Below are 22682 nucleotides of genomic sequence, written 5' to 3'. Positions count from 1 at the left end.
TATGAATGCAACCACACTATCTCACCGCGATCTGGCGAATGCGATAAGGGCATTGAGCATGGATGGCGTACAGAAAGCAAAATCAGGGCACCCTGGTGCGCCTATGGGTATGGCGGATATGGCTGAAGTGCTTTGGCGTGGCTTTTTAAAACATAATCCAAATAACCCTAAATGGGCCGATCGCGATCGTTTTATTTTATCAAATGGTCATGCTTCTATGTTGATCTATAGTTTATTACATTTAACTGGTTATGACGTGACCATTGATGATCTAAAAAACTTTCGTCAGTTGCATTCAAAAACCGCAGGACACCCTGAATATGGTTATGTGCCGGGTGTTGAAACAACAACCGGACCACTAGGTCAAGGTATTGCTAATGCTGTTGGTATGGCTATTGCCGAAAGAACGTTAGCTGCACAATTTAATAAACTTGATCATACTATTGTTGATCACCATACTTATGTGTTTATGGGTGATGGTTGTATGATGGAGGGGATTTCGCATGAAGTGTGTTCGTTAGCAGGTACTCTTAAATTAGGTAAACTTATTGCGTTTTATGATGATAATGGTATTTCAATCGATGGTGAAGTCGAAGGTTGGTTTACTGATGATACCGCAAAACGTTTTGAAGCTTACGGCTGGCATGTTATCCGTAGTATTGATGGTCATGATGCTAAAGCGTTAAAAGAAGCCATCGAGCAAGCGCAGGCGGTAACCGATAAACCATCATTATTAATGTGTAAAACGGTGATTGGTTTTGGATCGCCAAATAAAGCCGGTAGCCATGAAAGCCATGGTGCACCATTAGGCGATGCCGAAATTGAAGCAACACGTAAGGCTCTTGGTTGGAATTATCCTGCTTTTGAAATTCCTAAAGATTACTATGATGCTTGGAATGCTAAAACTAAAGGTGAGCAGATCGAAGATGAATGGAATGTTCGTTTTGATGCTTATGCTAAGGCTTATCCTGAATTAGCCAAAGAATTTAAGCGTCGTGTTAATGGTGATTTGCCGGAAAATTGGTCACAAATTGCTAACGATGTGGTGAATAAACTCCAAGCAAATCCAGCAGCAATTGCTACCCGTAAAGCATCACAAAATGCTATTGAAGCTTTTGCTCCAGCTTTACCAGAGTTTTTAGGTGGTTCGGCTGATTTAGCGCCAAGTAATTTAACCATGTGGTCAGGATCTAAAGAGATATTAGCTAATGCGGATGGTAATTATATCCATTATGGTGTGCGTGAGTTTGGTATGTCCGCTATTATGAATGGTATTGCGTTACATGGTGGATTTATTCCTTATGGGGCGACATTCTTAATGTTTATGGAATATGCACGTAATGCCATTCGAATGGCGGCATTAATGAAAATTCGTGCTTTATTTGTCTATACTCATGATTCAATTGGCTTGGGTGAAGATGGACCAACGCATCAACCTGTTGAACAAATGGCAAGCTTACGTGTTACGCCAAATGTGAGTACTTGGCGACCGTGCGATCAAGTCGAATCAGCTATTGCGTGGCAATATGCGATAGAACGTAAAGACGGTCCAACAGCGTTGATTTTTTCACGACAAAATCTTAAACAACAAGACCGCACTGCTCATCAATTAGCTGATGTGTATCGCGGTGGTTATATCTTAAATGATTGCATAGGTACACCTGATTTAATTATTATTGCGACGGGTTCAGAAGTTGAGCTTGCTGTTGAAGCTTATCAACAATTGACTCAAGCAGGTAAAAAAGTGCGGGTGGTGTCAATGCCATCAACCGATGCGTTTGATAAACAAGATCAGGGGTATAAAGAGTCAGTATTGCCATCGTCAGTAACAGCTCGCCTTGCCATTGAAGCAGGTATTAGCGATTATTGGTATAAATATGTTGGCCTTAACGGCAAAGTGATTGGTATGACAAGCTTCGGCGAATCAGGTCCAGCGGATCAATTGTTTAAAGAGTTTGGTTTTACTGTTGAAAATGTGCTTGCGCAAGCAAATAGCTTGTTGAAATAGTTAATTTATTACATTAAAAAAACGCCATCAGCAAAAGTGTTGATGGCGTTTTTTGTTATTTAAATAATGGGTATTAATTAAAAGGATTTGGGTCATTTTTTAATTTATTAAATTGATATAATTTATTGTTATCCCAATCTTTTACTTTGATATTCTGTTGTTCGGGTATCTGAGCAAGCTCATTTTGCATATAATCATGTTTCACATCTAGTTTAACCCCCATCCAGTTGCTTAACAAATAAACTAGTTGGAATCCCGATATCTGTTTATTAATTTTTTGTTGGGAGGATTTATCTGAATCAAAAAAGATAAAAGGAACTCGATAGCTATCTTGGTAGTTTGGATTGTGTCTTAAATCATTGTATTGATCTGCATGTGCAAGTCCATGATCGGCAAAGTAAACGACTGAATAATCTTGCTTGTATTTTTCTAACTTATTGATTGTTTCCGCAATAAGATCGTCTGTTTCTTTAATGCTACTAACATAACATGATATGTTTTTGTTATTCAGATCAAACTGCACTTTAAATTCTAATCGCCTACAAAAGTGGGGATGAGAGCCAATTAGATGCATAACAATAAGTTTTGGTTTACTATCTTCTGTCGATAAAATATTGTCTAATTCAGGTAATAATAAGGTATCATGTTTTCCTCTTGATGATTTGCCATTATATTCGCCTTTTTTGGTATAAAAAGAATGCTTTGCATAAGCGGCAATACGGGGTACGGTAATTTCAATTGCGCCTAATTTGCCTTGATTTGAAAGCCAATAGGTTTCAAATCCAGCATCATTAGCAATGCTTACAATATTATTATTGAGTTGAGCATTCACCTTTTTGTCGACTGAAAAGATCGATTGGCTAATGAGGTGTGGAATTGATGCCTGAGTATTTGGGGCTGGTGCAATCAATCCATCCCAAATAACACTGGCATGAGTGCGGGTAAATGGTGTATTGTCATATTTAAAACCATAAGCACTCATATAGTCTTTTCGAACGCTTTCACCAATGATAATAACATAGGTTTTATGCTTTGGGTTAACCGATACAATTGGTATGTTATTGGTTTGTTCAATCTGTTTAAGTTGTTGTTCTTTTTCAGTTAAATATAGTTTACTACTTTCATAAAATCCAATACAGAACTCTAAAATAGGATATTTGATATTACTAAAAAAAGAATAAGCTATTGAACTGAAAGTGTCTGGATGATGTCGAAGAATAGTTTTTATTGGTTTATAAAAAGTTAATCCTAATACAAAAATAATTAAATAGCGGTTGTTTATTTTAGGGAACGGAAACTTTTTAAATAAGATAATAAAAGATACCGCCAAGAATAGCGGAACAAAATAGAAATAACTAGGCAGTTGTGAACAAAACTCTGTCATTTCATCAATATCTGTTTCAGCAATAGAACTAATCACGGCAACATTGGGTGAACCATAATAAAATCCTACCGGTGAATAGAGTGCTGCTATGACAAACCATATGCCAAAAAAGATTCGGAAAAAAGTAAATCGCGCCAAAAAGATAAGAGAAAAGTAAGTTAGAAATATGCGATCAAATCTTTGAGGGAAACCTAATAAATAAACCAACAGAATAGAAAGACAAATATACACGCCGTGTAAAAATAGATTTTCTTTTTTTATCATTATAGTAACTATATTAATTATATCAAATTTAGGTTTCAAAGATTATAAATTTATTCAAATTTTAAGCAATGTTTTTTTATTTAATTAAATATTTAATTTAAGTATTAATTAATGATCATTTAATAGAAGTATTATTACACAAGGCGATGCTTATTTTAGTGATAAAACTGATTGGGTATAGATAACGGCGACGAGAAAACGAAGAAGTTTCTTTATTAGTGGGCTGCTAGAATAGCAGATAAAACCGCGACTTGTCCATAATCATTCAAGGATTAACCCATTTTTCAGCTTGATTATTCAAGATTCCATACTAGACTATGAATCAAAATATGGTTAACCCTTTTTATAGTATTGAAGGTCTTATATAAATAATGTTATTTTGATGCCTGTTCTAAAATAACCTCCACGGGTTGTTTTTGGATGTAGAGCATTCTTGCTATTAATAGTAAAGCGGCAACAGCAAGTCCTGATATAATACCTATCCAAAAACCAGCTGCACCAATTGGCTCAATGATTAGGTTGGTTAATCCTAAAACATAGCCAACAGGCAGTCCAACTATCCAATAAGAAAGTAGGGTGATAAAAAAGATGCTTTGGGTATCTTTGTAACCTCGTAGTACGTTACTTGCTACTACTTGTAAATAATCTGATGCTTGATAAATAGCCAATAATATAATAAGCTGCATACAGATAGCCATGACGGCGGTTTCTTTAGTGAATAGAGCCACAATCGGTGTTTTAAAAATAACTAAGATTAGCGCAACAATAATCGCGATGGCTAAGGATATGGCTAAACTAATATAAGCGGTTTGTTTGGCTAAAGCTGGTTTTTTTTTGCCCAGTAAATAACCAACACGAATACTGGTTGCAACACCAAGAGATAATGGAATAGCAAAGGTTAAACTGCTGATAGTGAATATAATTTGATGTGCAGCAACGGTTATTTGACCTAATGGGGCAATTAATAATGCAATCACAGCAAATAAGCTCATTTCAAAAAAGTAAGCGAGCGCAAGAGGAGTGCCAAGCACAATAATTTTTTTGATTATGCCAAAATCAACTAGTTTGGTGATCGGTGTTTGACGAATATCGCGTTGGCTTGCGCTAGTAAGTGTATATAAACGTATTAATATAAACATGAGCCAAAAAATGATTGCCGCTGTAATGCCACAGCCGACTCCACCAAAAGCAGGTAAGCCTAATTTTCCATAGATTAAAACATAGTTAATTGGAATGTTGGCAAGAAGGGCAATGAATATGATCACCATCGCTGGTTTGGTATTTGATAGTCCTTCACATTGATTTCGGTAGACCAAAAAGAGTAAAAAAGCAGGTACACCCCACATTATGGCGCGTAAAAATGAGACGGCAACGTCAACCATTTCGGGATCGATAGGGTGATCAGCTGAGCTTCTTAAGTTAATGACTTTGTCAGAATGGTATAGAAACAACATCATTAATATTGATAATATGAGCGCTATTACTACACCTTGACGGGTTTGATCAGCAACTTGCTCACGTTTAGCTGCACCATTTAAGTTTGAAATAATTGGTGTTAATACCGTTAACAAACCTTGTCCAAATAAAATCGTGGGCAACCAAATTGACACTGCAATAGCCACACCAGATAGGGCTGTTTTGCTATAATTCCCTGCCATAATGGTATCGACAAATGTAATTGCTGTTTGTGATATTTGTGCAATAAGTACAGGAACCGCTAATTTAACGAGATTTTTTATTTCGTGTTTATAATGTTGTTTCATTGTTTTTATTACCTTTTAACTGTTCCCCATAGGTCGTATTCATCGGAATGTTCAATGTTAACTTGAACAATATCACCTATATTGACTTGGTTTTCTTCGTTTAAATAAACAACACCGTCGATTTCAGGGGCATCAGCCATGCTGCGACCTATTGCGCCTTCGTCATCAATTTCGTCAATAATGACAGCTAGTGTTTTGCCTATTTTGGCTTGTAATTTTTGTGTTGAGATTTTTTGCTGTAATTGCATAAAACGATCAAAACGTTCTTGTTTGATTGTTTCTGGAATTTGGTTTGCCAGTTCATTCGCAACAGCTCCCTCTACTGGGCTGTATGGGAAACAGCCAACTCGATCTAATTGTGCTTGTGACAAAAAATCAAGCAGTAGTTCAAAATCCTGATCGGTTTCGCCAGGATATCCAACTATAAACGTTGAACGTAATGTAATATCTGGGCAGATTTCGCGCCATTTGTGAATACGTTCTAAGGTTCTTTCAATTGAACCGGGGCGTTTCATTGATTTTAAAATAGTTGGGCTTGCGTGTTGTAATGGCACATCTAAATAAGGCAAAATTTTGCCATCAGCCATTAATGGAATTAGATTATCAACACTTGGATAAGGATACATATAATGCAATCTGACCCAAATTCCTAAATTTGATAGTTGTTCACACAGTGTTTGGATATCAGTTTTTAATGGCATTCCATTCCAGAAATTGGTGCGATTTTTGATGTCGATACCGTAAGCCGAAGTATCTTGGGCAATGACTAATAACTCTTTAACGCCACTATCTGCTAAGCGTTTTGCTTCATCTAAAACATTACCAATTGGTCGGCTAACCATATCTCCACGCAAAGAGGGAATAATACAGAATGTGCAGCGGTGATTGCAGCCTTCAGAAATTTTAAGATAAGCGTAATGTTTTGGCGTTAATTTAACGCCCTGACTCGGGATTAAACTGGTAAAAGGGTTGTACTCAGGTTTAGGGGCATATTTATTCACATGACTTAAAACCGCTTCGTAGCTATGCGGGCCAGATATTTCAAGTACTTTGGGGTGTACCGTTCTAATTTGATCTTCTTTGGCTCCAAGGCAGCCAGTTACAATGACTTTTCCATTTTCGTTTAGTGCTTCGCCGATTGCTTCAAGCGATTCTTGAACTGCACTGTCAATAAATCCACAAGTGTTAACAATGACTAGATCAGCATTGTCATAGCTAGGTACGACTTGATAACCTTGTGTGCGTAGTTCAGTTAAAATTCGCTCAGAGTCAACTAAGTTTTTAGGACAACCAAGGCTTACAAATCCAATTGTAGGGGGTGACATATTCATAGTATTTATAATAGTGTTTAATATTTAAAGAGGTATTGTTTGAGAATTAATAAACTATATTTGTTAATTATCATTTGCAAATAAAAATAACGTCGACATTTTATCATATTTCATCATAGTTAATACACTGATTTTCTAATTTGAAATTTCTATCAACAATGCTTCGGATATCTATTATTTATCACTCGGAACGTAATCTGTTTGCTTGAATAAGAAAGCTTATTGGTTGAGTGCTATAGAACAATAAAATAAAGCCTTTATTTTTAATAAAGGCTTTTAAAAAATAGGAAGTTAAACTTGCTAATCAAACATTATTATTTTAGTGCATTTATCACTTCGTCAATTTGACGATTTATGCTTTCTGCGCCACCACCCGACAAATACCAAAGATCAGGGGTTAAATAGACAACTTGTGTTTTATTTTTGTTTAGAATGTGTTGCGAAAAATAGTGTTCAGCCATACCTTGTTTGCCGATTGCTTTACTACGATCAACAACAAAGATAATATCCGGCTTCACCGATTTAATGTAATTATCATCAACAAAAATTGGTTTTGGTTTGCCTATGGCGTTATTTGTAGGCATAACGGTGAGTGATACCGCTCGTTTAACGTTTAGTACGTCATGAATCAGTGCCGCACTTGAACTTAAATTGATAAGAATCATCTTTCCATCATTATGAATAGCAACGATAGCCTTTTTAGCACTGGCTTGGGCTAAAGTTTGGGCATCTTGAATTTTTTTATCTAATGACTGGATAATATTTTCCGCTTTGTTTTCAGTGCCTGTGATATTTGCCAATACTTGGATATGATTTTTGGTCGATTCAACGTAATTTTTGGCGTCAACACTTAAATTAATGACAGGGGCAATTTTAGATAAATCTTCGGCTTTACTTGCCTGACGTCCATCAATAACAATCAAATCAGGCTTAACCTGCTTGATAGTTTCAATATTGGGTTCTTTCATATTGCCCGTATCGGTAATCGAGGAGTTATTATATTGTTGCAAGTAAGATGGGATAACTGACAGTGGGGTGGCTACAACTATTGAGCCTTTACCTAATGCATCTAATGTATCTAATGCGCCGTAGTTCATTACCACTACTTTTTTAGGCGCTTTAGGGACGACCACCGTTTGGCTATCAGTGGTGACACTCATTGTTGATGATGATTGGCAGCCGGTTAAACCTAATACAATCGCCGCAATACTACTTAAAAGTAACTTTTTTTTCTTGTTCATATCAATTTTTCCACATTATTGTAAATGATAATAATTATTATTCAATAAATGAAAATTGTCTAGATCTAAATAATTTTTTATAAAGATATTGATAATCATTCTCATATGGTGTAGTGTTTTATAGAATATAAACTATAAATATCATTATAAATAATGGGGTTATAAGAAATGAGCGCAAAAAAGAAGTTTAAATTGGCAAAACATGTCATCAATACGGGCATTTTGTTGTCATTATCAAGTACTGCGATAGCTGCTAGCAATGCAGATACCGACACTATGGTTGTTACTGCATCAGGGTTTTCTCAGCAAGTAAAAGAAGCACCAGCAACCATTTCGGTTATTACACCTAAAGAGATCGAAAATAAACCTTATCGCGATGTTACTGATGCGCTAAAAGATATTCCAGGTGTAAATATCACAGGGGGTGGGGATTCTACTGATATTAGTATTCGCGGTATGGATGCTAAATATACCTTAATATTAGTGGATGGTAAAAAAATTAGCACTCGTGAAACCAGACCAAACAGTGATAATTCCGGATTTGAGCAAGGTTGGTTACCACCATTAACAGCAATTGAACGTATTGAGGTTGTGCGTGGTCCTATGTCCTCATTGTATGGTTCTGATGCAATGGGGGGCGTTATTAATATTATTACCAAAAAAGTGTCAAATAAATGGCAAAGTGGTTTGCGTCTAGAGTCGGTTATTCCTTATCGTTCAAAAGAAAAAGATACCTACACGGGCAGCTTTTCAACCATAGGACCGATTATTGATGATATTTTAGGTATTCAACTGTACGGACAGTATTCAAAACGTCATGAAGATGAATTTCTTAGTGGTCATGCTGGGCAAAAATTACGCAGTTTAAATGGTAAATTATCGTTAAATGCCACAGATACGCAAAAATTTGATCTCGATTTTGGACGAGCTTTACAAAATAGTAACGCAACGGCGGGCAAAACAAGAGATAGATCTAGAACTAACTTTAATCGAGATAATCAGCGCAACACATTTGCTTTAACGCATACTGGCTTATTTGGTGATGTGTCAACGACCTCATTTGTCGCTTATGAAGGTAATAATAATCCTGAAAGAAAAATGAAGATTCGAAATACGGATGTAGATACGCGTGTTACTATTCCTTTTAGTATTAATATGCTGACTTTAGGTGGGAAATATACTTATCAAGAGCTGCACGATAAAGGAAATCAATTAAAAACCACATTATCTAAAATTGATCGTTGGAATTATGCGCTATTTGGTGAAGATGAATTACGTATTTTAGAAAATTGGAGTTTAACATTAGGGTTACGTTACAACAAAGACGAAAATTATGGTAGCAACTGGAACCCTAGGGTTTACAGTGTTTGGAATATTGATGATAACTTTACCTTAAAAGGTGGTTATTCAACGGGTTATGCGACTCCACAATTACGTTACGTTGTAACTGATTGGGGGCAAGTTACTGGAGGCGGATATTCCGATGGGGTAATTATTGGAAATCCAAATTTAAAACCAGAAAAATCAAATAATTTTGAAATTGGTATAGGCTATACCAATGATTATGGTATCGATGCTTCGGCAACCGCATTTTACACAAAATATAAAGATAAAATTCAATCCTATTATATTTGTGATCGTAAAAGTGGCAGCAAATGTTTGTTAAAGGGTTATAGTAAAAAGTTTGACTTTATACAAGGTCGTGAAAATGTGGGTAAAGCTGATCTTAAAGGTCTTGAGTTCTCATTTAAAACACCTTTATTTACTGATTTCTTATTAAGTTCTAACTATTCTTGGACAAAAACAGAACAAAAAAGTGGTCAATATAAAGGACGAGCTTTAAATAGAACGCCTAAACAAAAATTCAACACCCAACTCGATTGGTATGCCACACAGCAATGGGATTTATGGGCTAAGATGGCCTATTATGGTATGGAATCATCAAATAATCGTAATGGCACAAAAGTTGACTATCCAGGCTATACTTTCTGGGATATAGGGGCATCTTATCAAGTTCATAAACAAGCTAAAATTTATGCTGGTGTTTATAACTTATTTGATAAAGATGTTTCTAATGAAGATTTTGGTAAAACCTTAGAAGGTAGGCGCTATTTTGTTGGTACCGAAATTAACTTCTAATTAACCAAAATTTCGGTTTAGTTTATTATTCTAGGCAGCTTTAATATAGCTGCCTTTTTTAGAAAAAATCCATTAATTTATGCATTTAGTCACTAAAAAATTACCTGTATAAGGCATTCATTTTATTTTTTATTTTTTGTTTTTGATAAAAATAATCTGTATCAATCATGAGTTGAGTTTGTGATATATCTAGGCCTTTACTTACTTGCTCAATTAATGCGATATTGTCAATGGGTTGTTTTAAATCTTCTACTGCAATCCCCGTTTTGAGGCGTTTCAGTTACTGATTTTACTATAAATCACCTTGATTGATTAAATATCTGTTAATATATTTAAAACTAGAGGTGGGTGCGCCCCACCTTTGATTGGTTAATAGACTGGTAATGATATCAATATTATAAACAAGAGAATTAAGCGTATGTTTATTCTTTTACTCTTTTAAGTCCTCATTGAAAGCTGAGGGTTTGTTTTATCAAGTTCCTTGCTGATGGTTGCTGTTGCATGATGCTCTACTATAAAAGTCGATGTTTTTAACATATTAAATTTTTACAGTTATTGGATTTATTTTAAATGTATTTTATGGGAAAAATAGCTATCTTACTTTTATTTACTCCGTTATTGGTTTATTCTGCACGGAACTTTAATTCAGCTAAAACACATTTAACTAAATTATATAAATTAAACCCTAATCAAACTACATGTTATTGTGGATGAGAATTTTAGTGGATAGATAAAAAAGTGTTGTTAATTTTGACAAATGTGGATACCAGACAAGAAAAATCAGGCTAGAGCTGACCGCATTGAGTGAGAACATGTTATATCTGCAGAAAATTTTGGTAGATACCTAACATGCCGGCAAGCAAGTGGACATAAAACGTGTAAAAAAGATGCTACTTTCAATCAAATTGAAAGGGATATGCGTAACTTTCAAGCGGCTATTGGTGAAGTGAATGGCTATAGGTCTAATTATCGTTATTCGCTATCCACTAAAGAATTTAATCAGTATGGGAAGTGTAAAAATGCTGTGGATTTTAAGGCTTGTATATTCCAGCCACGTGACGAAATTCGTGAGATGATAACACGTACATATCTTTACATGTCTGATAAATATAAAATCAATTTATCTAATCAAGAAAAGAAGCAAATGATGTTTTGGAATAAAATGTATGCACCTGAAAATTTGGAGTGCAAACGTCATGCGCATATAGCAAAAGTGCAGGGTAATGATAACAAGTTTGTTACTGGGTGGTGTCCACAATGAAAAAATTAATCGTATTATTTTTAATTGTTTTTTGGTCGGAAATTGTAGATGCGGTGGTAATCCATAATATAACATATCGTGGTTCAGATCCTGATGCAATTAGGTTGATCGGTGGTGTATCTTTTTTTGCTTTGATTTGTATCTGCTTTATTATGGCCAATTTTCTATTAGAAGAGAGTGATAAACCAAAGGATGAGCAAGATAAATTAAAGCAAAATAGAGTTCGTTCTAGCAAAAAAAACAAACCAGTGAATGAGAAATTCAAGAAATACGAAATATACACTTCTAAGAATTTTAAAAAGAAAAAATGAAGCCACTTAACTGTGTTTTTTTGACCAGATTTTGAGTAATTCACTCAATATCAAATCGACAGCAATGCTATATACACATCTACATAATAAACAATATTAGGCTAAAGAGAGATTTAAATTTATGAAAAAATTAGGTAAGTCAACAGGTAGAATGTTATTTAACTGGAAACGAGTTAAGTCAAGTATTGAAAATAAGGCCAATTCCTTTCACCAAAATAAAACTCAAATTTTAAGCAAAAAATCATTCATAAAAACCGCTGATTTTATTGAAATTTTTTCATGTGTAAATTCGTTTATTTTGAAATTGTTAGCATTTAAAGGGTTATTTAATGGTATCCATTTTACCCTACTAATAAAATCTAAATTTAAGGTAATCACTTTAAAGGCTTTTTAGATAAGGCTTTAGGATGGTACGCCCGGGTGGACTCGAACCACTGACCCCCACCATGTCAAGGTGATGCTCTAACCAACTGAGCTACGGGCGTATATTTGAAACACGCAAATATTAGCTGGCAAATTGATTTGTAGCAAGTAAAAAAATAAAAAAATAGCTGTTTTTTTAATCTTTCGAACTGAATAGGTTGTAAATAAACATTATTTGCTTGCGATTTAAATAAAATCATCATATTTGAATCAAAAAATCTTTTCTAAAAAATTTTTTATTATTGGGAGCAATTGTAAATTTATATAAATTCGTGGTGGTTTGTTTAAATTAATTTAGCTATACTCGCTATCTCAAGTTAGGCTCTGCATGTTTAGGTTGGTATGTCGATAAAAGATCAGATTGAAGATGTTTTGCAAAATGTTTTTGGTTACAAGTCATTTAGAAATCAACAAAGAGAAATTATTGAATCTATTATCGATGGACGTGATACTTTAATAATTATTCCTACAGGCGGCGGTAAATCTTTATGTTATCAAATTCCCTCAGTATTATTGCCGGGAACCGCAATTATTGTCTCTCCTTTAATTTCTTTAATGAAAGATCAGGTTGATCAGTTATTAGCCAATGGTATTTCTGCCGCCTATCTTAATGCCTCACTATCATCGACCGAGCAACAAGAAGTTATCAAAAAATATTTGGATCACTCCATAAAACTGTTATATGTTTCTCCTGAACGATTAGCATTACAGGCTTTTTCTACATTAATTGATGAATATCCACCTTCTTTAATTGCTATTGATGAGGCGCATTGTATTTCACAATGGGGACATGATTTTAGACCTGATTATCGTCAATTAGGTCAACTTTCAACTCGTTTTCCTAAAGTACCCATTGTTGCATTAACCGCAACTGCCGATAAAATGACGCAGACTGATATTATTCATCAATTAAATTTGGTTGATCCATTAGTAATAGTGCGAAGTTTTGATCGGCCAAATATTCGTTATACGGTGGTCGAAAAATTTAATCAAACTGAGCAGGTTGTTTCGTTTATTGAAACACAAAAAGGCAATAGTGGCATTATTTATTGTTCAAGTCGTTCAAGAGTGGAAGATATGACCACTAGACTTGCTGCACGAGGGTTTTCCGTTAAAGCTTATCATGCTGGGCTGTCTAATAATGAGCGCCAACAAGCACAGGAAGATTTTTTAAAAGACAATGTACAAATTATTGTAGCAACGGTTGCATTTGGTATGGGGATTAATAAACCCAATGTGCGTTTTGTTGTTCATGCAGACTGCCCTCGAACGATTGAAGCTTATTATCAAGAAACGGGGCGAGCAGGGCGTGATGGCTTACCTGCTGAAGCGATGCTACTGTTTAATAGTAAAGATCTTAATTGGTATCAGCAACAAGTTATTGAAAAAAGAGAAGGGCAACATAAACAGGTTGAATTGCAAAAGATTGATGCAATGGAAGCTTTTGGGCAAAGTTTGACTTGTCGGCGCATTGTGTTGCTTAATTATTTTGGTGAACAGCGGGAAGAACCTTGTAATAACTGTGATGTTTGTTTGTATCCTCCTGAACTTTATGATGGCTTAATTGATGCACAAAAAGTTTTATCCTGTGTTTATCGCGTTGAACAACGTTATGGAGCGCAATATATTGTCGATGTTTTACGTGGCTCTGGGCGCTCTCAAATTAAAGATAATGGTCATGATAAATTATCTGTTTATGGCATTGGTAAGCAAAATTCATCTGGCTATTGGCTCAGCGTTATTAGACAGCTGGTTTATTTGGGATATTTAAATCAAAATATATCAACTTATACCACTCTGCAATTAACACAAAAAGCACGTTTAATTCTTCGGGGAGAAACATCATTATCATTGGCCAAACCTCGTTTAGAAATTGTTAAGAAAAGCCGTATAAATCGTTACGCTAGAGCAATTAATTTAACAACTATTCTAGCTTACGAAGAACGAATTTTATTTAATAATCTTAAACGATTGCGTAAAGATATTGCCGATGCCGAAGATATTCCTCCCTATATTGTTTTTAGTGATGCGACATTGCTTGAAATGGTTCAAACTAAACCAGAAAGTAAAAAGCAGCTCATTAATATTACTGGTGTAGGTAAAATCAAATTGGAAAAATATGGTAATTTGTTCTTAGATGAAATAAATCAATTTATGATAAAAAATATGTAATTCATAGGAATAGCTTTTATAGTTGTTTGATTGATAAGATGGTTATTTCCCGTTTTAACCAATAGTGTTGTGCCTTCTCAATTAATCGCCAAACGGTATAGAATCCTGAATATTTTTTACAAAAAATATAACCTAAAAAGTGAATGTTTAGCTTAATTTATCTTCAGTAGATTTTAGATGGTTAATATCATAACAGATAGTTTTATAACGTTATTTGTTAGTGGTTAAAGGGACAAATAGCTTCAATTAGAATTTCTTTAGCTTTTTATAAATGGCCGGATGACTGACCATAAAACGATTTAGCTAAATCGATAGTGGTCATTTTTGCTTATAATATAAACGCCCTGCATCTTGTGGGGGATGGGGCGCTAACTTTGCTTTTTTATAATATTCATTACGTAGATTCTTAAATTACTGTAAAAAACGCGAGTAATTTCTACATATAAGTTTGTAAAAGTATATATTTTCCTAATAACTCACTAAAAAACAAATGTGTATTATTATCAATGACAACGCAAGGCATTACAATAGCATTTCTTTTAGATAAAAATTTATTTTTATTTTGTCGTAATATTTCTAAAGCTGTTTGTTCGTTAATTAAACTATCGATATCAGGGCTGTTCAAACTTTCTTCATTAGTAATTTCGATTTTATTTAAGTTTTTATTATAAAAACAATTAAGCCTTGGTCTGTTAAACAACCACTCTTTAATTTCTTCATAAATAAAACACATCTTTTTTCCAACTTCAATTGGTTTTGGTAATTGAAGTGTTTCATCTTTAAGCCACATATATATCGTCGACTCATTACAACCTAAAGCTGTTGCTAGTTGTTCAATACTAATTGTTTGCGGTGTTTCTGTAAAACTTGATAATATTTTACTCATATAAATGCTCCAAAAACAAAAAATAATGGATCTTAATGATATTACAATATAATACTATAAAACTGAAATATAACTTACATTTTCCATATAATCCCCCTACTGTAACTATCCCATAGTTAGTACTCAACTCATGTAGAATACTGCCTATTTTCGTGTTTTATGTTCAATGGATGGTATATTATTTAATGCTTCATGATTTTTTTGGTGTTATATTTTCTTAAATTACCATAAATAGTGCGAGTAATTCCTACACTTTATCACTATTAAAAATGATAATTTTCCATTCAGCCCCCATATGTTATCAGTCTCTAATTTGATTGAATATTAAGCTGGTTGAGCTATAATGCGACAATTATTTAATAATTTATAGTTACAATGATTATCGGTTTTATTGGTGCGGGTAAAGTAGGTTGCACCTTAGCTAAGTATTTTTCTTTATGTGGAATGCGGATTGCTGGGTTTTATAGCCGATCTTATAAACATGCAAAAGAGGCAAGTGATTTTATTCATAGTCAAGCTTATGCATCGTTAGCTGATTTAGTTAATGATTGTGATTGTTTATTGGTTACTGTATCAGATAGCCAAATAGCCACTGTTTGGCAAGAACTTTGCCAATTACCTATTACTAATAAATGGATCGGTCATTGCAGTGGGCTGTTGACGTCACATATATTTAGCCAACATAAAATTGTTCATCCATTTGCGTTTTCATTGCATCCTTTATATGCCATTTATGATAGATTTGAATGCTATACCGCTATGTCAGGTGTTTCTTTTACGCTTGAGGCAAATGAAAGCATTATTCCTCAATTAAAAAACTTTTTTGTTTCACTAAAAAATCCTTTAGCCATTTTACCTGCGAATAAAAAGCCACTTTATCATGCGGCTTGTGTTATGTTGAGTAATCAAGTTATTGCATTGGTACAACTTGGTATTGATTTACTTGACCAATGCGAGTTAGATTCTGAGTTTAGTGAACAAGCGTGGCATCTATTATTCTTAGAAAATGCTAAAAATATATGTGAAGTAGGCGTCATTGATGCCCTAACTGGACCTGTCGAGCGAGGCGATATTGAAACGATCAAACAACATATAATGGCTATGCCGGTCAAACTAAAACCTATTTACCAGCAGTTATCTGCTATTTTACTTAATATCAGTCGAACAAAACATCCAAGCAAGGACTATCGACAATTAGAATTGGAGTTGTTACCTTGAAAAACACGATTGCCACTTTAAAAGAACGTAAACAAAACCGACAAAAAATTACTATGCTAACCGCTTATGATTACACTACAGCTAAATTAATGGATGAAAGTGGTATAGATTGTTTATTAGTGGGGGATTCTTTAGGTATGGTGATGCTGGGTTACGATAGCACCGTATCGGTTACTATGGAAGATATGATCCATCACTCCAAAGCGGTTGCAAGAGCAGCTAAGTCCGCATTTGTTGTCACTGATTTACCTTTTATGTCTTATCAAACATCTGTGTATGATGCAGTTTTAAATGCCGGTCGCCTAATTAAAGAAGGTCAGGCTCAAGCGGTTAAACTTGAAGGAGGGCAAGCATTTAGTGAACACATCAAAATGATTACGCAAGCATCTATTCCGGTTGTTGCGCATATTGGACTCATGCCCCAATCTGTTCTTGCATTAGGGGGATACAAAGTGCAAGGTAAAGATTATCAAGATGCTAAAAATATTGTTCTTGATGCATTAGCGGTTGAACAAGCGGGGGCGATTGCGATTGTACTTGAATGTGTACCTGCTGATTTAGCAAAATTGATCTCACAATTAGTGAGTATTCCAACTATTGGTATTGGCGCGGGTGTAAATTGTGATGGGCAGGTACTTGTTTATCAAGATATGCTGTCTATGTATGATGGTGTTTCTTCAAAATTTGTCAAATCTTTTGCCCCAATTGGTCATCATATGAAACAAGCGTTTACTGACTATTGCCAACAGGTAAAACAACAACAATTTCCTACTTCAATCCATGAATTTGCGATTGATGGTGAGGTAATAAACAAACTTAAATCTGAGTTTCAATTATAAGGGATAACTAAATGAATGTTGTAACGACAATTGGACAAGTACGAGAACAAGTTAAAGCTTGGCGTCAAGCTGGCTATAGTATCGGACTTGTTCCAACCATGGGTTATTTGCATGAAGGTCATCAAAGCTTAATGGCTGCGGCTAAAAGGGATAACCAAAAAGTTATTGTGACGATTTTTGTTAATCCTATACAATTTGGACCTTCAGAAGATCTTGCTAGTTATCCTCGTGATTTAGAGCGAGATAAAATTGTTTGTGAGAAGATGGGCGTAGATTTGATTTTTTGTCCAACTGCCAGTGAAATGTATGATGCTAATTTTAACAGCTATGTTGATGTTAATGGTTTAACAGATGCTTTATGTGGAAAAAGGCGCCCAGGGCATTTCAAAGGTGTTTGCACTGTTGTCACAAAATTATTCAATATTACACAACCTGATCGTGCTTATTTTGGACAGAAAGATGCACAGCAGTTAGCGGTAATTAAACGAATGGTCAGTGATCTGAATTTCGACATTGAAATTATTGGTTGCCCTATTGTGCGTGAAGCAGATGGACTAGCTAAAAGTTCACGTAATAGCTATTTGTCTGAACGTGAACGATCCGCAGCCGTGTGCCTTTATCAAGCAATTGAATGTGCCAATGCAATGATAAAGCAAGGGGAAACGTCGGTAACAGTTATAACAAAAGCTATGCACGATCTTATTGTCAACCAATCTTTAGCCAAGATTGACTATATTGAATTTGTCGATCTAGCATCATTAACATCGGTTGATAGGCTTGAACAAGATAGTTTGTGTGCGCTAGCGGTTTATATTGGTAAAACACGATTAATTGATAATTTTATTTATCAACATCACTAATTACCAATTATTTTTACAATGATAGATATAAAAAAACCGCTTAATACAAGGCGGTTTTTTTATGCTATTTATCGTATTATAAAAATTTTTACAATTCGATTAAATCGATGAGTTTATTGTTCTGCTAATTTATTGTTTGGCTATTTTACTGTAGAATAGCAACCATTTTATGCCTTAAATCAGGATTTATGCATTAATTATGAAAAACACGACTTATAATCCACAAGAAATTGAACAACCTCTTTATAAGCATTGGGAACAAAGTGGTTATTTCAAACCCAATGGTGATAAATCGCAACCAAGTTATTGTATTGCCATTCCACCGCCGAATGTGACAGGTAGTTTACATATGGGGCATGCTTTTCAGCAAACCATTATGGATGCCTTGATTCGTTATCATCGTATGCAAGGTCATAATACCCTTTGGCAATCAGGAACCGATCACGCTGGTATTGCAACGCAAATGGTGGTAGAGCGCAAAATTGCGGCTGAAGAAAATAAAACACGCCATGATTACGGGCGTGATGCTTTTATTGACAAGATTTGGCAATGGAAAGCCGAATCAGGCGGTAGCATTACTAAGCAAATGCGTCGCTTAGGGGATTCAGTTGATTGGGATCGTGAACGTTTCACCATGGACGAAGGTCTATCAAATGCAGTGAAAGAAGTCTTCGTGAGATTATATCAAGAAAATCTCATCTATCGTGGTAAACGCTTAGTCAATTGGGATCCAAAATTACGTACAGCTATTTCCGATCTTGAAGTTGAAAACCGCGAAGTTAAAGGTTCAATGTGGCATTTACGTTATCCGTTAGCTGATGGTGCCAAAACAGCCGACGGAAAAGATTATTTAGTGGTGGCAACTACTCGTCCTGAAACCTTATTTGGGGATACAGGGGTTGCGGTGAATCCTGAAGATCCTCGCTATAAAGATCTGATTGGACAATTTGTCATATTACCATTTGTTAACCGCCGTATTCCAATTGTGGGTGATGAACATGCCGATATGACCAAAGGTACAGGGTGCGTAAAAATTACCCCTGCGCATGATTTTAATGACTATGAAGTTGGGCGACGTCATCAATTACCGATGATCAACATTTTAACGTTTGATGGTGATATTCGTCAGCAAGCTGAAGTATTTGATACCAATGGTGAACCAAGCGATGCTTATGATCTAGTTATTCCTGCTCAGTTCCAAACATTGGAACGCTTTGCTGCTCGTAAAGCAGTCGTTGCAGAATGTGAATCATTGGGTATTTTAGAAAAAATCGAACCGCATGATTTGACCGTTCCATATGGTGATCGTGGTGGCGTTGTGATCGAACCTATGCTAACCGATCAATGGTATGTGCGAGCAAAAGTGCTTGCCGAGCCTGCTATTGATGCAGTAAAAAATGGTGATATCCAATTTGTACCAAAACAGTATGAAAATATGTATTTTTCTTGGATGAATGATATTCAAGATTGGTGTATTTCACGTCAATTATGGTGGGGACATCGTATTCCGGCTTGGTATGATAAACAAGGTAATGTTTATGTTGGCCGTGATGAAGCAGAAGTGCGACGCGGGAATAATCTGTCGAATGATATTGAATTATCGCAAGATGAAGATGTGCTGGATACTTGGTTTTCGTCTGCGCTTTGGACATTTTCAACGTTAGGTTGGCCGAATAATACTGATGATTTAGCCACCTTCCATCCAACCAATGTGCTCGTAACTGGTTTTGATATCATTTTCTTCTGGGTAGCTAGAATGATCATGATGACCATGCACTTTATTAAAGATGAACATGGTAAACCACAAGTTCCTTTTAAAACAGTGTATGTCACAGGTTTAATTCGTGATGAAGAAGGGCAGAAAATGTCTAAATCTAAAGGAAACGTTATCGATCCTTTAGATATGATTGACGGTATCTCACTGCCAGCTTTATTAGAAAAACGGACAGGCAATATGATGCAGCCTCAATTAGCTGAAAAAATTGCTAAACGCACCCAAAAACAGTTCCCTAATGGCATTGAGGCGCACGGTACTGATGCGCTACGCTTTACTTTAGCAGCGTTAGCCTCAACTGGGCGTGATATTAATTGGGATTTAAAACGCTTAGAAGGTTATCGTAATTTCTGTAATAAACTTTGGAACGCTAGCCGCTATGTGCTGATGAATACAGAAGGGCATGATTGTGGCTTTAAAGGCGGGGGTTTAGATTATTCTTTAGCAGATAAATGGATTTTAGCCGAATTTAATCAAACCATTAAAGCTTATCGAGACGCATTTGATACTTATCGTTTTGATTTAGCAGCTAATATTTTATATGAGTTCACATGGAATCAATTCTGTGACTGGTATTTAGAACTAACCAAATCCATTTTAGCCAATGGCGAACCGTCACAGCAACGCGCAGCTCGCCATACGTTAATTACGGTATTAGAAGCTCTATTACGTCTTGCGCACCCGATTATTCCATTTATTACCGAAGCAATTTGGCAAAATGTAAAAGGCTTAATGAATATAACCGTTGACACCATCATGTTACAGCCAATGCCTGCTTTTGATGAACAGCATTCAAATGATCAAGCAGTAGCTGATATTAATTGGATAAAAGATGTCGTGATTGCCGTACGAAACATACGTGCTGAAATGAATATTGCGCCAAGCAAACCATTGCAGTTATTAATTCGAAAATGCTCACCAACGGTGCATCGAATCATCGCTGATAACATCAATTTTATTGAATCATTAGCAAGATTGTCTGAAATTGTTTTACTTGATGATGGTGAAACTGGACCATTATCGGTCACAAAACTGGTTGATGGCGCCGAGTTATTAATCCCAATGGCAGGATTAATCAATAAAGAAAACGAACTTGCGCGTTTAGAAAAAGAAATTGAACGCATCAATGGCGAAATTTCTCGTATTGAAAATAAACTGTCTAATGCCAGCTTTGTCGATAAAGCACCAGCAGCAGTAGTTGCGAAAGAAAAAGAAAAACAAAAAGGTTATATTGATGATAAAGCCAAACTGCAAGAGCAGTATGTTGCCATAAAAAATCTTTAATCTTTGTAATAAAAAACCTCTCGTTTGAGAGGTTTTTTATGTTTGTTCCTTTAAAATTTATAACCTACACCAATCATTGCAACCCATGGATCAAGCTTATAATTAGCGGTAACTTTAGTATTACCTAAATGGGTTGTTGCTTTAGTTTCTATATCAATATAACGGATTTGAGCATTCAAAAGCCAATTGTCATTTAAAGAATAATCAGCACCGACTTGAGCTGCCCAGCCCCAAGAACTGTCAAGATCTAAACCATGAAATCCCGCTTTTTTGGCTTCACCACTAATTTTTTCATCAAAAAAGAAGGTATAGTTAATACCCATTCCAACATAAGGTTGTAACTCATATTGTGAATCAAGTGGATACCAAACGGCACTTAATGTAGGTGGTAGATGTTTAATTTTCCCTAAATGAGCACCAGAAAGCCCCGTTGAATTGCCCCCGCCTAGCTTAACTTGATGGCTAAAAGGTGTTGCAGCTAACAGTTCGACACCAATATTATCGGTCACCATATATTGGAAATTTAATCCAAGTTGTGTATCGTTATCGGCTTTTGCTTTTAGATCGCTTTTGGCTCCGCCTACTTTAACATGATCACTTTTATCTTTAGGGTGAACATAAACAGGTCCACCACGGACGATAATTTCATTTGCAGTATGCGCATAAGCTACTGCGCTGGATAATCCCATTGTGATAAGCATAGTCACTGAGGATATTTTCATTTTTTACCTCCTGATTTATCTATAATTCATGATAGAACATTTAATTTTGTTGAAATACTCACTACAGTAGAACATAGAATTATTTAATGATATAGCAATATTGAAATTTACTTGTTAAATTTAATTTTTATTGATTCATAATAAATTAAACTTAAGTCGCATAATGATAAAATTCTAATGATTTTAGAATTTTAAATTTAATTTTTGGCTATTTATCTCAAAATTTTAGTAATTAAAAATCAGATTAGTGATTTGCATTATTGCTTAAAACTATATATAATATAGACGAATATTTCGGTGGGTTGTTAGCTCAGTCGGTAGAGCAGTTGACTCTTAATCAATTGGTCGCGGGTTCGATCCCCTCACAACCCACCATTCCTCTTTTTTAATCCCTTATCCAACCGTTAAAAATCATTAAAAAACAAAGCTTTCACCCCAAAAAACACTTGCACTAAGTTGCACTGAATTGCGCTAAATTGCATATATGTTTGTATACGTTTTTGTATACGGCTATAATACGACTAAAAACGTATACAAATTTTTTAGTGGTAAGTGTGTTATGGCTAGTAATAAACTAACTGATATAAAAATTAAAAATTTAAAAATTAAAGAAAAAAATTATGAAATAAGTGATGGTAATAGTTTATCAATTTTAATTAAAAAAAATGGATCGAATGTAAATACCCCAAACCTAGTACACAACTCACGTAGAAAATCATGCTGCTTGTTTTAGTGTTTTATACTCAATCGGTGTCATGTTATTTAACGCCTCATGCGGTCTTTCGGTATTATAAATCGTTAA

At 35.1% G+C, this 22682-nt stretch carries 17 protein-coding genes and 2 tRNA genes; 11 read left to right on the top strand and 8 right to left on the bottom strand.

Going from position 1 to position 22682, the window contains the following annotated elements; genetic code table 11:
• Position 1 precedes the first annotated feature (1 nt).
• Complete coding sequence (gene tkt / locus GYY69_RS08065) at positions 2 to 2008, top strand: transketolase (protein WP_174797213.1); 2007 nt, start codon at positions 2 to 4, stop codon at positions 2006 to 2008.
• 73 nt (positions 2009 to 2081) lie between these two features.
• Here the strand turns inward: tkt and GYY69_RS08060 are convergent, their stop codons facing one another.
• The 4 genes from GYY69_RS08060 to GYY69_RS08045 all read right to left on the bottom strand — a co-directional run bounded on the left by GYY69_RS08060 (position 2082) and on the right by GYY69_RS08045 (position 7991).
• A complete protein-coding gene (locus GYY69_RS08060; protein WP_174797212.1) occupies positions 2082 to 3656 on the bottom strand; it encodes a phosphoethanolamine transferase in 1575 nt (524 codons plus the stop codon).
• A gap of 374 nt (positions 3657 to 4030) precedes the next feature.
• Positions 4031 to 5419: an MATE family efflux transporter gene (locus tag GYY69_RS08055; protein ID WP_174797211.1), complete on the bottom strand. Its 1389-nt coding sequence runs from the start codon at positions 5417 to 5419 to the stop codon at positions 4031 to 4033.
• A gap of 8 nt (positions 5420 to 5427) precedes the next feature.
• Entirely contained in the window at positions 5428 to 6744 is a 1317-nt protein-coding gene (rimO, locus tag GYY69_RS08050) for a 30S ribosomal protein S12 methylthiotransferase RimO (RefSeq protein WP_174797210.1), read from the bottom strand.
• Positions 6745 to 7064: 320 nt separating this feature from the next.
• On the bottom strand, positions 7065 to 7991 hold the full coding sequence (locus GYY69_RS08045) for a siderophore ABC transporter substrate-binding protein (RefSeq protein ID WP_174797209.1): 927 nt from the start codon (positions 7989 to 7991) through the stop codon (positions 7065 to 7067).
• Between the two features lie 168 nt (positions 7992 to 8159).
• Between GYY69_RS08045 and GYY69_RS08040 the strand changes: the two genes are divergently transcribed.
• From GYY69_RS08040 to GYY69_RS08025, 4 genes are all read left to right on the top strand, one after another.
• Positions 8160 to 10130 carry a TonB-dependent receptor domain-containing protein gene (locus GYY69_RS08040; protein WP_174797208.1) on the top strand — a complete coding sequence of 657 codons (1971 nt, stop codon included), beginning with the start codon at positions 8160 to 8162 and terminating at the stop codon, positions 10128 to 10130.
• Between the two features lie 817 nt (positions 10131 to 10947).
• Positions 10948 to 11391: an endonuclease gene (locus GYY69_RS08035; RefSeq protein ID WP_342354071.1), complete on the top strand. Its 444-nt coding sequence runs from the start codon at positions 10948 to 10950 to the stop codon at positions 11389 to 11391.
• Entirely contained in the window at positions 11388 to 11702 is a 315-nt protein-coding gene (locus GYY69_RS08030; protein ID WP_174797206.1) for a hypothetical protein, read from the top strand. Before GYY69_RS08035 ends, GYY69_RS08030 begins: the two co-directional genes overlap by 4 nt.
• Before the next feature lie 121 nt (positions 11703 to 11823).
• Complete coding sequence (locus tag GYY69_RS08025; protein ID WP_174797205.1) at positions 11824 to 12096, top strand: hypothetical protein; 273 nt, start codon at positions 11824 to 11826, stop codon at positions 12094 to 12096.
• A 14-nt stretch (positions 12097 to 12110) separates the two neighbouring features.
• Here GYY69_RS08025 and GYY69_RS08020 read toward each other — a convergent pair.
• Positions 12111 to 12187 (bottom strand) — tRNA-Val (locus GYY69_RS08020).
• Positions 12188 to 12467: 280 nt separating this feature from the next.
• On the opposite strand from GYY69_RS08020, the gene recQ reads away from it, so the two are divergent.
• Entirely contained in the window at positions 12468 to 14297 is a 1830-nt protein-coding gene (recQ, locus tag GYY69_RS08015; RefSeq protein WP_174797204.1) for a DNA helicase RecQ, read from the top strand.
• A gap of 436 nt (positions 14298 to 14733) precedes the next feature.
• Here recQ and GYY69_RS08010 read toward each other — a convergent pair whose 3' ends face one another.
• The gene (locus tag GYY69_RS08010; RefSeq protein ID WP_174797203.1) at positions 14734 to 15183 is read right to left on the bottom strand and encodes a helix-turn-helix transcriptional regulator; all 450 of its coding nucleotides are present in this window, start codon (positions 15181 to 15183) and stop codon (positions 14734 to 14736) included.
• A 375-nt stretch (positions 15184 to 15558) separates the two neighbouring features.
• Here GYY69_RS08010 and GYY69_RS08005 point away from each other — a divergent pair, with 375 nt between their 5' ends.
• The 4 genes from GYY69_RS08005 (at position 15559) to GYY69_RS07990 (ending at position 21158) form a co-directional block, all read left to right on the top strand.
• Entirely contained in the window at positions 15559 to 16401 is an 843-nt protein-coding gene (locus GYY69_RS08005; protein ID WP_174797202.1) for a Rossmann-like and DUF2520 domain-containing protein, read from the top strand.
• Entirely contained in the window at positions 16398 to 17240 is an 843-nt protein-coding gene (gene panB / locus GYY69_RS08000) for a 3-methyl-2-oxobutanoate hydroxymethyltransferase (RefSeq protein WP_174797201.1), read from the top strand. Before GYY69_RS08005 ends, panB begins: the two co-directional genes overlap by 4 nt.
• A gap of 11 nt (positions 17241 to 17251) precedes the next feature.
• Entirely contained in the window at positions 17252 to 18100 is an 849-nt protein-coding gene (gene panC, locus GYY69_RS07995) for a pantoate--beta-alanine ligase (RefSeq protein WP_174797200.1), read from the top strand.
• A gap of 199 nt (positions 18101 to 18299) precedes the next feature.
• Positions 18300 to 21158, top strand: coding sequence for a valine--tRNA ligase (locus GYY69_RS07990; RefSeq protein ID WP_174797199.1), 2859 nt, complete (start codon positions 18300 to 18302; stop codon positions 21156 to 21158).
• A gap of 50 nt (positions 21159 to 21208) precedes the next feature.
• Here the strand turns inward: GYY69_RS07990 and GYY69_RS07985 are convergent, their stop codons facing one another.
• A complete protein-coding gene (locus tag GYY69_RS07985) occupies positions 21209 to 21880 on the bottom strand; it encodes an OmpW family outer membrane protein (RefSeq protein ID WP_174797198.1) in 672 nt (223 codons plus the stop codon).
• Positions 21881 to 22179: 299 nt separating this feature from the next.
• On the opposite strand from GYY69_RS07985, the gene GYY69_RS07980 reads away from it, so the two are divergent.
• Positions 22180 to 22255: transfer RNA gene (locus GYY69_RS07980), tRNA-Lys, on the top strand.
• A gap of 340 nt (positions 22256 to 22595) precedes the next feature.
• Here the strand turns inward: GYY69_RS07980 and GYY69_RS13125 are convergent.
• Positions 22596 to 22676: an integrase core domain-containing protein gene (locus GYY69_RS13125; RefSeq protein WP_141670356.1), complete on the bottom strand. Its 81-nt coding sequence runs from the start codon at positions 22674 to 22676 to the stop codon at positions 22596 to 22598.
• Positions 22677 to 22682 lie beyond the last annotated feature (6 nt).

It is taken from the genome of Gilliamella sp. ESL0250 (genome assembly GCF_013345045.1).
GTDB lineage: Bacteria > Pseudomonadota > Gammaproteobacteria > Enterobacterales > Orbaceae > Gilliamella > Gilliamella apicola_H.
This window is presented reverse-complemented; position numbering and strand designations above follow the sequence as displayed.

Excerpts from the sequence above, each read along its gene's own strand:
- tkt (WP_174797213.1), top strand. The coding sequence starts at position 2 with ATGAATGCAACCACACTATCTCACCGCGATCTGGCGAATGCGATAAGG.
- GYY69_RS08060 (WP_174797212.1), bottom strand. The coding sequence starts at position 3,656 with ATGATAAAAAAAGAAAATCTATTTTTACACGGCGTGTATATTTGTCTT.
- GYY69_RS08055 (WP_174797211.1), bottom strand. The coding sequence starts at position 5,419 with ATGAAACAACATTATAAACACGAAATAAAAAATCTCGTTAAATTAGCG.
- rimO (WP_174797210.1), bottom strand. The coding sequence starts at position 6,744 with ATGTCACCCCCTACAATTGGATTTGTAAGCCTTGGTTGTCCTAAAAAC.
- GYY69_RS08045 (WP_174797209.1), bottom strand. The coding sequence starts at position 7,991 with ATGAACAAGAAAAAAAAGTTACTTTTAAGTAGTATTGCGGCGATTGTA.
- GYY69_RS08040 (WP_174797208.1), top strand. The coding sequence starts at position 8,160 with ATGAGCGCAAAAAAGAAGTTTAAATTGGCAAAACATGTCATCAATACG.
- GYY69_RS08030 (WP_174797206.1), top strand. The coding sequence starts at position 11,388 with ATGAAAAAATTAATCGTATTATTTTTAATTGTTTTTTGGTCGGAAATT.
- GYY69_RS08025 (WP_174797205.1), top strand. The coding sequence starts at position 11,824 with ATGAAAAAATTAGGTAAGTCAACAGGTAGAATGTTATTTAACTGGAAA.
- recQ (WP_174797204.1), top strand. The coding sequence starts at position 12,468 with ATGTCGATAAAAGATCAGATTGAAGATGTTTTGCAAAATGTTTTTGGT.
- GYY69_RS08010 (WP_174797203.1), bottom strand. The coding sequence starts at position 15,183 with ATGAGTAAAATATTATCAAGTTTTACAGAAACACCGCAAACAATTAGT.
- GYY69_RS08005 (WP_174797202.1), top strand. The coding sequence starts at position 15,559 with ATGATTATCGGTTTTATTGGTGCGGGTAAAGTAGGTTGCACCTTAGCT.
- panC (WP_174797200.1), top strand. The coding sequence starts at position 17,252 with ATGAATGTTGTAACGACAATTGGACAAGTACGAGAACAAGTTAAAGCT.
- GYY69_RS07990 (WP_174797199.1), top strand. The coding sequence starts at position 18,300 with ATGAAAAACACGACTTATAATCCACAAGAAATTGAACAACCTCTTTAT.
- GYY69_RS07985 (WP_174797198.1), bottom strand. The coding sequence starts at position 21,880 with ATGAAAATATCCTCAGTGACTATGCTTATCACAATGGGATTATCCAGC.